Annotated in this window: 7 protein-coding genes; all 7 read right to left on the bottom strand. The window is 56.7% G+C overall.

Going from position 1 to position 12,870, the window contains the following annotated elements; genetic code table 11:
* Window positions 1–78: 78 nt before the first annotated feature.
* On the bottom strand, window positions 79–1,944 hold the full coding sequence (locus J2I46_RS13220; protein ID WP_207329502.1) for a rhamnogalacturonan lyase: 1,866 nt from the start codon (window positions 1,942–1,944) through the stop codon (window positions 79–81).
* The gene (locus J2I46_RS13215) at window positions 1,941–3,326 is read right to left on the bottom strand and encodes an arylsulfatase (protein ID WP_207329501.1); all 1,386 of its coding nucleotides are present in this window, start codon (window positions 3,324–3,326) and stop codon (window positions 1,941–1,943) included. Before J2I46_RS13215 ends, J2I46_RS13220 begins: the two co-directional genes overlap by 4 nt.
* 142 nt (window positions 3,327–3,468) lie before the next feature.
* Complete coding sequence (locus tag J2I46_RS13210) at window positions 3,469–4,812, bottom strand: rhamnogalacturonan acetylesterase (protein WP_207329500.1); 1,344 nt, start codon at window positions 4,810–4,812, stop codon at window positions 3,469–3,471.
* A gap of 173 nt (window positions 4,813–4,985) precedes the next feature.
* Window positions 4,986–6,341, bottom strand: coding sequence for a glycoside hydrolase family 88/105 protein (locus J2I46_RS13205; protein WP_207329499.1), 1,356 nt, complete (start codon window positions 6,339–6,341; stop codon window positions 4,986–4,988).
* Window positions 6,342–6,448: 107 nt separating this feature from the next.
* Window positions 6,449–10,144 carry a DUF4450 domain-containing protein gene (locus J2I46_RS13200; protein WP_207329498.1) on the bottom strand — a complete coding sequence of 1,232 codons (3,696 nt, stop codon included), beginning with the start codon at window positions 10,142–10,144 and terminating at the stop codon, window positions 6,449–6,451.
* 114 nt (window positions 10,145–10,258) lie between these two features.
* Entirely contained in the window at window positions 10,259–11,194 is a 936-nt protein-coding gene (locus J2I46_RS13195) for a glycoside hydrolase family 43 protein (protein WP_207329497.1), read from the bottom strand.
* A 126-nt stretch (window positions 11,195–11,320) separates the two neighbouring features.
* On the bottom strand, window positions 11,321–12,715 hold the full coding sequence (locus J2I46_RS13190; protein ID WP_207329496.1) for a TolB-like translocation protein: 1,395 nt from the start codon (window positions 12,713–12,715) through the stop codon (window positions 11,321–11,323).
* Between the last annotated feature and the right edge of the window lie 155 nt (window positions 12,716–12,870).

The raw sequence follows: 12,870 nt of genomic DNA, 5'->3' as shown, positions 1-12,870 counted from the left end.
AGGTGATTTAAGCATGTGGGTTGTCAAGATGAATGGAAACGCTACTTAAGCATCTAAACGGATAGAAGCACAGCCGATTCATCTCAGCTTCGTTATAATGTTCGGCTTCGGCGGCATTTTCATACCCGCGCCGATATGGAAACTGGTATGGGGCGGCTGGTTGTAGCCAACGTTTTGCCAGGCGATGCTCAGGCGGTATTGCGGGTCGTGCATAAGCGTGTACAGCCGGTGCTCCGTCGGGATGGTCGTTGTGTAAATGCGTAAGCTCTTGTTGTCGTTGGTTCGGAAAATCACCTCTTCGCGCCAGTCGCCGAAGAGGTCAGCGCTGAGGGCAGGTGTTGATTTTGAGCCGTTGTTCGAGGAACAGTCTGTGGCGGTAAGCAGCCGGACTGCCGGAGCACCATTCTGGTATTTGTCGATATGGTTACCGTCGAGCAGTTCTCGGGTCAGGTCACCATCCCACCAGCACAGGAAATTCGTCGACGGCGGACTGCTGCCAATGCGCTTTCCCTTCGCATCGTACAAGCCATCGCTACCCGACCACCACATTTCGCCGCCGGGATTATCGGGGTCAATATCATCGGCCACACCCCGCCCGACGTCTTTTCCCGGGAACGTACCCCAGATAATCTCGCCGGTTCGCGCATCGTAGAGGGCCGCGCCGTAGCCATTTTCGTAACCAGGCACCTTCTCTTCGTTCTCGTGAATCCCCCAGGCTTCCAACCCCGGCCGGGAGGGGTCGAGGTCGGTCACATGCAGTGCATCGCCGTGGCGGAGTTTGGTCGTGAACAGGCCCTGCCCCGTATCATCAACCACCATTGACCCATACACGATCTCGTCTTTCCCGTCGCCATCCACATCGGCAACGGTCAGGTTATGGTTACCCATGCCCGAAAAGCCGGGCTTATCTTTTGAATCGAATACCCAGCGCGACGTTAGTTTGCTTCCGCGCCAATCCCAGGCGGCCAGTACCGTTCGCCCGTAATAGCCCCGGCACATGACCACGCTAGGTAGTTTACCATCCAGATACGCTACGCAGGCCAGAAACCGGTCAACGCGGTTACCGTTGTTGTCGGTGCCTCCATTACCACCAATACCGCCCCACCCATCGGTCGGGTAGCGCGAGGGGATGTAGTCGGTGGTGGCGAGAGTCGCACCCGTTTTTCCGTCGAAAATGGTGAAGAATTCGGGGCCATCCAGAATTTTACCATCGGCACGTACCCAGTGCTTCGACGAATCGCCGATGACCTTGCCTTGTCCATCGATGGTGCCATCGGCGGTTTTACAGGCAACCTCCGCCCGACCATCACCATCGAGGTCGTAGACCATAAACTGGGTATAATGCGCTCCTTCGCGAATGTTCTTGCCGAGGTTGATACGCCAGAGCAGCGTACCGTCCAGCTTGTAGCCTTCCAGAATGGGCGCATCGCTCATGCCCGCCGAGCCGTTGTCACGACCCCGACCAGCCTGGTGCAGGACAAGATCGTAATTACCGTCACCATCCAGATCCGCCGCCGACGCGTCGTTGGGCGCGTAGCCAGCGGGTGTTTGTAATGGAATGGTCAGGTACGGCTGCGCAGGTACGTTGGCCACCAGCGTAAACGGTTCGCTGGCAGCTTGTTCCTTGCCGTTTAGCACCGCCTTCACCACGTAGCTAATTGGCTGGCTCAGGTCAACGTCCTGATCGACGAAGTTGGTGCTTTGGGTGATTGGCTGGCTGTTCAGTTTCACCGCCTTACTGCTGCCCGTGGTTCGGTACAGGTTAAAAGGGATGTCGGCGGGTTCGGTGCCCAACAGTCGCCAGCCGACATACACCTTCCCGCCCCCCTGATTGATGGCCACCACGCCCCGGCTTAGGTTTTCCATCAGCCGTTGGGCGTTGCCCGGCCCACTAATCAGCAACAGGCAGTTAATGACAAATAGGTGCTTGCTCAGGTTTTTCATCGTTGCATTGTTTGTGCGCCAGGTACCGGCCAGTAGGTCGACTCGCGGTGCGCCTGCTGCATCAGGATAGTTAGTTGCTGCACCAGTTTTGTCTCCGTAGCCGCCCGGTTGGTCTTTTCCTGTCCATCGCGGCTCAGGTCGTACAACTCGACGGGCTGGCTGACGCTATTGCGAACGGCTTTCCAGTTGTTCCAGCGCACGGCCTGTTTCATGTCGCCCACCTTGCTGTCTTCGAGGTGAAACTCCCAATACAACGGCCGACCGGATATAGCCGCCATTTTACCGCCGGTCAGCAGCGGAAGTATAGACACGCCATCAGTAGTTATCGGCTTTTTGTAGCCGGTTAGCGCCGCAAACGTGGGCATGAAATCCCAGAAGGCGACCGGGTTCGTGTTAGTGGTGCCTGGTTTGACATGGTTCGGCCAGCTAACGATCATTGGCTCACGTAGTCCGCCCTCATACATCTCGCGCTTGATGCCGCGCAGGCCACCCGAACTGTTGAAAAACGCCGCGTCGAAGGCGGGGCTGTCGGGTCCGCTGGCGGCCAACGTAGCGGGGCCGTTGTCGCTGGTGAAGACGATCAGCGTGTTGTCGTCGAGCTTCAGTTGGGTTAGCAATTTCCGTAACTCGCCTACCTGCTGATCGAGGTGCGTCACCATGGAGGCGTAGATTTTTGCGCCTTCGGGCCAGTCTTTACCGGCGTATTGCGACTTCACGGCGAGCTGGTATTTGTCGTGCGGCAGCGTAGTAGCGAAGAAGATGAAGAACGGTTGTTCGGTATGCCCCTGAACAAAGGCTTTCAGTTTTTCGAAGCACCAGTCGGCGGTGTAGACGCCTTTTTTACCGCCGCTGTTTTCAGGCAGTTGCACTACCGACTCGTTCACGTCGAGGTGGTCGGTATAGTAATCGTGGGCGTGGTTCTGGTCGAGATAGCCCGCAAATTCATCAAATCCCTGTTTGTTGGGCGTCCCGCTGGAGCCTTTGGTGCCCAGCCCCCACTTGCCGAAAATACCCGTTGCGTACCCCTGTGCCTTAAACAGCTCGGCCATCGTGAAAATGCTGTCAGGGTACGACACGCGGCTACGATTCGGACCGTAGTTCCCCCGAATGTACGTATGCCCGGTATGCTGCCCCGTCATCAGCGAACTCCGCGACGGCGAGCAAACCGACGTACCGGCATAGGCCTGGGTGAAGCACATGCCCTCCTTCGCCATCTGGTCGATGTTCGGCGTTTGAATCTGCTTTTGACCGAAGCAACCCAAATCACCATACCCCATATCATCGGCCAGAATAAAGACAACGTTCGGCTTTTTCTCAACCGGTTGAAACCGAACAGCCGCGATGCAGAGGGTGAGCAGGAGAAAGAGGAGGTATTTTTTCATGGACGTTTTCCCTTTCGAGGGGAGTATAAGGCCCCGCTTTTTGTCATCCCGACGGAAGGAGGGATCGTAGCGTTCTATTCAATAGTGCTAAGCGCTTTCAGGAGGAACGCCACGATCTCTCCTTCCGTCGGGATAAAAAAAATCAATTCCCATCCGGTTTAACGGCGGTGATCATCGGGCTTAGTGGCCAGTTCCAGGTGGCCAGCGGGTCGGGCTGGGCGGGGTCGAACGTACCCAGATCGGTCAGCAGCGATTTAGCCAGCTCAGGTACGTTCGCCTTGATTCCTTCGGCTATGCAGCGGGCGATTTCGTAGGCCCCGTAGGTGCTGAAATGGGTATTATCTTTCAACGCCTCGGTCTGGCCGGGGAACGAGTTGGCTGGGTAATGAACAAACGCTTTGAGCGACGTTTCGGGGCCCCAGCTTTCGTACATCGTTTTGCTCATTGCGTTCAGGTCGATCAGCGCCACGTTTTCGTCGCGGGCGGTCTGGCGCATGGCTTCGGGGTAATCGCCGAGGGTATTGGTGATGTGGCCGGTTGAGTCGAAGCTGCGGCGGTGCATCGAGGTGACCAGCACCGGAATGCCGCCTTTTTTGCGGGCTTCGCTGATATATAGTTTCACCTGCTCTTTGTAAGTCGTAAACGGCTCTACATGCGCACTGCCCTGTTTCTGGTCGTTATGGGCAAATTCGATGAACAGGTAATCGCCGGGTTTCATCAGGCTCATGATCTTGTCGAGCCGCTTTTCGCTTACGAAACTCTTCAACGCCTCGCCCGATTCGGCATGGTTGGCAATGGCTACTTTACGCGCTTTGAAGAAGCGCGGAATCATCTGCCCCCAGGCGGCCCAAGGCTCCCGATCCTGATCAACAACGGTGGAGTTTCCCGCCAGAAAAACAGTTGTGGTTTTGTCGTTCCGACTGATTTCCACGGCACATACTTTCGGACTGGGTCCGTTGAATTCCAGCGTCAGTTGGTTATCCCAGTTCAGGTAACCCCGTTCGCGTGGTTTCAGCCGAACGTTCTGCTGATCATTGATTTTCGGTGTTCGCACGTTTACCGTAAACGTCCGCGTCTCGAACTGCCCGGCTTTCGTTACGATCTGCCCGGTCATCAGCCGCCGCGACTCGGCCCGCACCATCGTCGCCGATTCACCAGCTTTGTCGCCCAGCGTAACAGTCACGTCGTAATTGCCCTCAGGTACGTCGACTGTGAAGTAAAACGGTTTGTCGCTGGTGCAGTAGTCGTCGGTCAGCGCGTTTCGGCCAACCCGGCTGGATTGCCCCCGATCAACGGCGGTAAGCTGCGCTTCGGTCGTGAACCCGTAGCCTAGTTCCTTCGTGTAGTGCGTAGTTGGCAACACGGCAGTATAGCCCTTCGCCACCTTCCCCGACCCAAAATCAAACTTGTAGCTAGCTGGTGCCTGTGCAAGAGCCGCTGCCACTGTAAGGCAATACAGGCTGGTGGTTATGAATCGTTTTTTCATGCGTTGGCATAGGCAAGCGATAAGGCAGTTGGAACGCCGTTTTTAGATTAAGTAACGCTTTTATCATCCCGGAAGCAGGAGGGGTCTCGAGGGTTATCGACTTAAATCGTCAAGAAAACACAGGATACTTCCTGCCCGCACCGGCGGACCGGTCGGGATGACAAGAAATTTCCCTACCGCTTCTCCGTCAGTTGCAGGGAGCTATCGTTGATTTCAAATGTTTTTTTCTTCAGCAGGTTGATCACTTCGGCACCGGCCAGCAACACCGGGCCGTAGCTGTGGGCGGCGTAGATATTGATGGGGCGATGGTAGTAGAACGCGGGGTCGAAGCCCATGCCGGTGCCGACGCAGGTGCCTTCCACCTGACCGCCGTTGGTTACTTTGGTCGATACGGCGTTCCAGGCGAGCAGGGTCATGGGGGCGTACGCCAGCGGATCTACCCAGCCGCGATTGATGGCACGGGCGATTGAATAGGTGTAGATCGCCGTGGCTGAGGTTTCCAGATACGAATCGGTCCGGTCGAGCAGTTGATGCCAGAAACCAGAACCCGATTGACAAGCCGCCAGTCCGCGAACGTGGGCACGCAGCAGATCAAGCAGCGCCGGGCGACCGGGATGATTGTCGGGCAGTACCTCCAGCAGTTCGACGGTCGTCATCAGCCCCCAGCCGTTGGCGCGCGCCCAGTGAAATTCGGGGTGAACGCTCATGCCCTCGACCCAGCCATGCATGTACAGGCCTTTTTCTTTGTTGAACATGCGTTTCGAGAATTGCAGCACCTGCTTCACGGCCTCATCGTAATACTGCTTCTCACCCGTCAGCTTGCCCATCTGCGCCAGGGCAGGTACGCTCATAAACAGATCGTCGAGCCAGAGCGTGTTGGGCTGCGGCCGGTTGCGGGCCAGCGTACCATCGGCCAGCCGGTGCTCTTTTTTGGTGATGTAGTTCAGGTACGTATCAATCTGCGGCCTGAAATCAGTTTTGACTCTCCCCGTCCTGGCCAGCTTGATCATAGCCGCCGCCATAGCCCCCGCATCATCGAGCGCGTGGGGGGCCAGCATAGGCCGGAGCGGTGTGTTGGCCGTTGGGTCTGTGGTCACCTGATTCCTGAAATACGGTATTACCCCGACCAGAAATGCCAGCCGCTTGCTGGTGTATTCGGCATAGCGTGGGTTGCCGGTGGCTTCGCTGGCCAGCAGCATACCGGCATAGGTGACGCCCCATTCGTAGCTGGTCAGCCGGTAATCGCCGGGTTTGATAATCGCGTTCGGGTTGAACGTACCCAGATCAGTGATCGTCTTCCCGGTCGTTTTATCCACCAGTTCGGCAGGCGTGGTGGTGTCCAGGTACGTATACACGCGGTCAAGCACCTTCATTACATCTTCTACCTTTGGCTGGCCATACGGCACCGGATAATCGGGCTTCAGCAGGTGCAGTGGCGTGGTGGAATCGTTGGCCTTAGGCGCGTTCTGGGCATTTATGGCTCCGCTGGTTAGGGCGATGGCAGTTATGAAGAGGAAGGTTTGTTTCATGGTTGGTTGTTTTCTTGTCATCCCGACGGCAGGAGGGATGACAAAAAGCATGTCGAAAGATCAAAATCAATGCAGTAAACAGCGTCCTGCGGTCTCCTGCTGTCGGCTTAATCTCTAGCCAGGGTTAAGCTCATTAGGCCGATCACAACGTCGTTGGCAATGGTTTTCAGGGTGAGGCTTTTCAGCATTTTCGATGGGTTTAGCGGCAGGTCAAGCACGGTGGCGGCACCGCCGGCGATTGCTCGGCCATTGTAGTTTTGTTTCGATTCCTCGCCGGAAATGATCGCTCCTGTTTTCAGATGGACGCGGATCGGGCGGGGCTTTTTTAGGGAGAAAGCGAAACCATCGGTGTAATACTCTTTTTCGATGGGCCACCACGTTTCGGGGTTGCGTAAGGTCAGGCTGTCGCTGCTGCCATCGGTGTAGCTGATGACCACCGCGCCGTTGGTAAACTGACTTTGCATGGGGTTGGTCGAGCCAGCCATGAGCAGCCACGCGTGCGTTGCTTTTCCCGTGAGCGGGATCGTTTGCTGACGGGGGTAATTGTCCCACTGCGAGGTAAACAGAATGTTCTTCGTACCAGCGCTGCCGGGCGTGCTGAACGGAATTCCCTGCGGTAATACGATCTGATTTTTCTCACCTGCCAGCTTCCGTAATCCACTATCGTCGATCTCATGCATTTCGAGCGGATGCGGCCAGTCGCCGATTCCCTGCCAGGGCAGTTGCAGCGTGGTCACCTGCGGACGAGGCGACAGGTATTTGTTCCGGAAAATCTGCGTCACCCGGTCGTTATAATAGCGCGACAGCTCAATGGTTTCCAGCTTTTTGTCCGCTTTCGCCGTCCAGTCAACAAAGCGTTCGGTTAGGATGGTGCCGTTGGGAAGCCGGATCAGGACTGGGTTTGTGCCGGGAAGCAGCTCGCTTTGTGGCACCGTAATGGCATCTGACGGGCTGCTGGCAGGTACGTTCAGGGTGGTGTTAAATCCGTTGACGTTTACCACTGCCTGAACCGCCACCCCGGTGTTGTTCTGCAACCGGAATGTCGGGCTGCTGACATCGGCTTCGTTCGGTAACACCGTCACCGGTTTATCGACGCGGAAACAGAGCGGCATCCACCAGTTTAAGGCACCTTGCTGTACTTGTATAAAAGCCGTATACGTACCCGGCACGGCCTTTATCTGGGCAGTAACACCCTGCGTCGTGAGTTTAATGTTGCTCAACACCTGTTGCGGGTCTTTCGTTGTGACCACCCTTGCCCCGCTCGCCTGCGCCCCAGCAAAGCGGGCAGACAGGCTGCCGCCCGTTACATACGTTCTTTCCGGCGCTGGCAAGACAGGTTTTACCCCGTTCCAGGTTAGTTCGATCCGGTACTCATCGGTAGATGGAGCGACAATCTCGATCACTGGTTTCCCCACCGATGCGGGTACGTTGACCCAGGCAACCGGTTTACCGTTGACCGTTACCCGCTTCGGCTGCCCCTGCGCAATAACCTGGAATTTCAGGTTAAGTTTCGTCGGGAACTTCGGGCGCAGCAGGTACGTATCCGTTCGGTTTTCGCGCCTGAAATCGAACGATAGATCGGGAATGGTTATGGATGCGTAGTTCCAGGCGGCGGGCAGGCCGGGGCGGATGGCCAACGTCTTGTTCAGGGCGTCGGGCACAATACCGAATAGTCCTTCGACCAGCGCCCGCGAAAACATACCGATCGGGTCGGCGAAGTCGCGGTAGGCTTCACCACGGGTGGCGTCATAGTGCGAAATCTGAACGATATTACCGGGGCTTCCTCCCATATACATCGACGCCAGCACTTCGCTTTTGAAGAGGTTAAAGGCCTCGTCGGTACGTCCCGCCTGCCAATTGGCCAGCGCCGTGTGCATCGATTCACCCAGCGCCACGTTGTTCAGCGACCAGGTATACGGCATCCAGTTGGTGGTGGAAATCGTGTAGTAATTGCCGTTGTCGAGGCCGGTTGCCCGAACGGGAATGTGCGGAATATCGGTGTCGATGTAGCGCACGCTTTGCCAGGCCTGAAACGCGTCGGGCACGTCGGAGTCGAGGCTGTGGTAGATAGTCCAGATAGCGGCGGCGGGGTGTACGAGTCGGTTGCCGAGCAGGTCTTTGTATTCGCCGTAGGTCCCCTTCGCGGGCAACCACAACAGCGCATTCATCGCCTTTCTGATCTTCTCCGATTCGCGCCGAAACGGGAGCGGATCTTCACCTAGCATCAGGGCAATTTCGGCCGCTTTTTTGTACGCCAGGCAGTTGTAGGCCGACGTATGCGTCACCCCTCCCCCACTGTATTGCAACGCATCGCTAGCCCAGATGGCCGCGTAGGCGTCGTACAGGCCATCACCGTCGGGGTCGAAGTTGCGGGTTTCCCAGGCAAGGTGCCGTTTCAGCACAGGCCAGGTTTCGCGTATGAACGCCAGATCGCCGGTCCACTGGTAATGCCGGAGCAGCGCGTCGATGTACACCAGGTTCATGTCGTAATGGTGCGCCCGCAGGCTTTTTCCGTTCGGGTCGCGACTGATGTATCCACTCGAAAACATGCCGATGCCCAGCTTCTCGGTGCTCCGCGAGAGGTGCATGGCAGTATCGGCCACAATAGGCCCAGACGCCGGGCTCGTCACCTGCGATTCGGCGTAGGCCGAGAGGTGGGTTCGGGCGCGGTCGTGCCAGCCGAGCGGGTCGGCAGTGTAGGGACCGCGCCAGCCGTTCAGCCGCATCCGCCAGCCAATGGCACCGTGCATGTACGACGGCGATTCCCAGACGGCGTCAGACGCAACGGCCAACGCCCCGCCAACGGTGTTCAGGTACGGATCAGGCGTGTTCACCAACACCCGCCCGGCCAGTTGTGCCCGCTTCGTTTCAGCAAGCTGAAATACGTCAGGTACATCGATGTGGCTGATGGCTGCTTTTGTGGCAGGGTTGTAAATGGTCAGGTACGTGTCGGTATCCGGCACGATGGCCAGCTTACCAACCAATACAGGTGCCTTCTCGGGCGATGATTGTTCCAGTTCAAGCGGCGACCCTAGTTTCGTAGCATCGGCTAGTTTCAGGATCGATGCGGGCGGAAACGTACCTGAGAGGCGTTGCTCTTTGGCGGGTTTGGCCGGTTGCTTGGCGTCTTCCACAAAATAGCGCCCATCAGGCCCTACCTGAAGGCCGGTCCCGTAAGTCAGCGAGAACGTACCTGAACTAATGGCATAGCTGTTGTCTTTGCAGTTCTCGGGTTTCAGGTAAAAGCTGGATTCCGGGTCGGGTCCCATGTCGCCATCGCGGGAGAATTTTTTGCCACTTGCCCCGCCAAAGGCCCAGATCAGCGCAACGGATTTAGGTACGTTCCGGAAGCGCATTTTCAGAACAAACCCTTCGCCATCGGCCAGCGCCTGCATTTCCAACTGGCACTGCCCGCTGCCCAGCAGTGGGTCGCTGATCGTGTAGAGCATGGCACCAGGCCGATAGCGCGCGATAATCGTCTGTGCATCGGTCATCCATTTACTTTGCCCATCGGCTACCAGACCCAGCTTCAGCGTACCACCCATACCGGGCATGTACAAGGCAAACTCCGGCCGGTCGCCCGCCTCGATCCGGAACGCCGTATTGGTACCGTAGAGGGCGCGGGTATACAGCCGTTTCCCGTTCGTGATCACGAAATCGGTGCCATCGGGTCGGTAACGAAGTTCGCGCTGCTGATTATGCCACAAATTAGCCGATAGCTTAACCGGATACAGTTCCTGCGCAAAGGCGGGTTGCAGGAATACGAACAGCCCAAAGAGAATGCGGGGGATGTGGTTAGTCATTTTTAAGTGGTGTCTTATGTCTGCTAACGCATAGACGCTTCGCGCTGTAGTGTATTGCTGACACATGGTCCTTCGACTAGGCGTCAGCAATACACTACAGCACAAATTCATTACCTACCTCACTTCCAGCAACTTGTTCAATACCGCCATCGGTACGCGGAAGGCGGTGCCGTGACGGGTGCCCTGCGGGAAACTGACTTTATCGGAAATATCGGTCCAGTTGACGAGGTCGGTCGATTGCACGGCGCCCATCGTATGTTTGGTGTATTTATCGAAGTAGACGACCCAGACGGTATCGATTTTAGCGACGGTCGGGCCTTCTGCCCAATAGTCGCCGGTAATGGGGGCGGTTGGCGCTGCGTAGCCACCCGTCAGCGTGTTGCTGCGCGCGATGCGGATATTCTTCTGTGGCGGCGTTTTGGTCTCGTCTTTCAGGAACATCACGTACTCTTTCTTGTCCTGAATGATCGTCGCGTCGATCACATTGAAGCCTTTATCATAGAGTACTTTGGTATCGCTAAAGGTCTTGAAATCCTTCGTGGTCACGTAATACATACGGTGGTTGTACTTCTCATCGCCCGCCCCTTCCGATTGTGGGAATCGACCGGGAATTGTGGTGGCCCAGTAAATCATGTACGATTTGGTGGCCGCCTCATACTTGATTTCGGGTGCCCAGCAATTCAACGCCGTTGGTTCATGCGCCATCACCGGCACAAACTGCTGCTCCGACCAGTGGATTAGGTCTTTTGAACTGGCGTAGCCAATGCCTTTGTCGTTCCAGCTTACCGTCCAGACCATATGGAAGGTCTTATCAGGCCCCTGAATGACGCAGGGATCGCGCATCAGTTTGGCGTTTCCGATTACAGGCGTTAGCCATGATTTATCATTGTTCAGGGCTTTCCAGCTGTAGCCATCAAGGCTGTAGGCCAGGTGCAGGCCGTCTTGTCCGTTATCTTTAAAATACGAAAACAGGTACGCTTCTTTGGGCGTCGATTGGCTCAAGGCAGCGACGTTGATTAGCAGGAAGAGGGCTATCTGTAGGTTTTTCATATGGGGGTTGACTGCTGGGTACGTTGGTCTTGCTGTGACTAACGCGTTATCGTGGTTTGCTTCGCGCTTCTGCGTATTGCTGACGCGCGAAGCATCTACCCCTCAGCAAAAACACAACCACCTAAATCAGTCTTTATACGTCCGTTTCAGCCACTCTCCTGGCACCGGAATGATACAGATGTTCATCGACTTGTTATCGTCGGAGAGCATGGCCGATTGAATCTGAATGCGGGTTCCGTCGGGGCTGAAGGTTGGGTGGGGATGGTCGGCGGCGGTGGTTTTGTGGCCTGCCGACAGCAGGATCATTTCGCGGGTGTGGCGGTCGATCAGGTAGATGTTGCGGGCGAAATCATCGCCTACCGCCCAGCGTCCGTCTGACGAGCCGTGTACGTGCCACAGGCCGCTACCGCTGGGCGTCTGGCCAGCAATGGTCATCTCGCGGGTACGCAGGTTCACAATGCCCAGCCCGGTTGGTTTTTCGCGCGTTCCCGATGGACCCCAATCAGCCTCCTGGCCGGGGTTCTGCACGTCGGGTGTAGTAGCGGCTTTATCGGTCTGACTAACCAGCGCCGCCGTGGTCATGGCTATTTTACGGTGGCCCATGATGGCGATGGCCACTTCGTCGCGGCCGATAACGGCTTCGTGGGTCACCCATTCGTAATCTGATTCGGGATAGAGGGGGCGTAATCCGGTACCGTCGGCGCGAACGGTCCAGGTACGTTGGGGCGACTTGCCGCCGGTTTCCCAGCAGAACACAATTTCGCCCGGCACGAACGGGTTCGTCTGAATATGACCCACCTGAAACGGCACCGAGACGATGTACTTAATCTCACCCGTTTTCACGTTCATGCCCGCCAGCCCCGCCGGACCAGCGCCCATTTTCCGGGGACCAAACGAGCCTTCAATTTTTGTATCGGCGGCCAGGTGTTTCGCCGCTTCGGTTTTCCCCACGCGGAAATACACCCATTCTTCGTCGGCATCGAGCGCCATATCGCCACCAGCACCCAGTTCGGGCGGGGTGGTGCCGCACACGCGTTGATAGACCGAGGCGGGTTGCAGCTTACCCGATTCACTATCGGCGAAGAGTTTGGCGAGGTCAACTTCAACGATTTGCAGCGACGCATTCTGGCTCGACTCGGTTCCCTTTTCGGCAGTTCGGGCCGTGTTCCGCATGAAGTAGAGCTTCATCGACTTCGCGGCGATGTTGAGCATACCGGTGTAGCCGCCTTCTGTTACCTGCACCTGCTCGCCCGTTTTCTCATTCACGGCAATAGCTTCATTCTTCACCCGGTTCGAGCGAAAGATGAGCCATTTCCCGTCGGCCGTCCATTGCCGGTGAGTCTGATAAATTTTCGAATCGCCGGTAGGTCTACTGGTCAGAAAGGTCAGCGACGTGCCGGTAACAGGGTCTTTCACCACTTTCCGTTCCGACGGGAAGCGCGTACCGATCTGCGCCTGTGCTGCTATGCCTGCCAGAAGCAGCGTGACCGTAACAATCGTTGAATGCGTCTTGATTTTCATAAAACGAGAGTGATTTTTGGTCTGAAGGCTTCGCGCTTGTGGCCCTTCGACCGCAGCGGCGGACCGTTCCGCTCAGGGTGACAGTCCCACCCAAGTTCGTCATTCACATTCTTGAGTTTCCTGTCACCCTGAGCGGAACGGTCCGCCGCTGCGGT

It is taken from the genome of Fibrella forsythiae (assembly GCF_017353175.1).
GTDB classification, from domain to species: Bacteria; Bacteroidota; Bacteroidia; order Cytophagales; family Spirosomataceae; genus Fibrella; species Fibrella forsythiae.
This window is presented reverse-complemented; position numbering and strand designations above follow the sequence as displayed.

What these genes read in the sequence shown, in the direction of transcription:
- J2I46_RS13220 (WP_207329502.1), bottom strand. Translation starts at nt 1,944, where the DNA reads ATGAAAAACCTGAGCAAGCACCTATTTGTCATTAACTGCCTGTTGCTG.
- J2I46_RS13215 (WP_207329501.1), bottom strand. Translation starts at nt 3,326, where the DNA reads ATGAAAAAATACCTCCTCTTTCTCCTGCTCACCCTCTGCATCGCGGCT.
- J2I46_RS13210 (WP_207329500.1), bottom strand. Translation starts at nt 4,812, where the DNA reads ATGAAAAAACGATTCATAACCACCAGCCTGTATTGCCTTACAGTGGCA.
- J2I46_RS13205 (WP_207329499.1), bottom strand. Translation starts at nt 6,341, where the DNA reads ATGAAACAAACCTTCCTCTTCATAACTGCCATCGCCCTAACCAGCGGA.
- J2I46_RS13200 (WP_207329498.1), bottom strand. Translation starts at nt 10,144, where the DNA reads ATGACTAACCACATCCCCCGCATTCTCTTTGGGCTGTTCGTATTCCTG.
- J2I46_RS13195 (WP_207329497.1), bottom strand. Translation starts at nt 11,194, where the DNA reads ATGAAAAACCTACAGATAGCCCTCTTCCTGCTAATCAACGTCGCTGCC.
- J2I46_RS13190 (WP_207329496.1), bottom strand. Translation starts at nt 12,715, where the DNA reads ATGAAAATCAAGACGCATTCAACGATTGTTACGGTCACGCTGCTTCTG.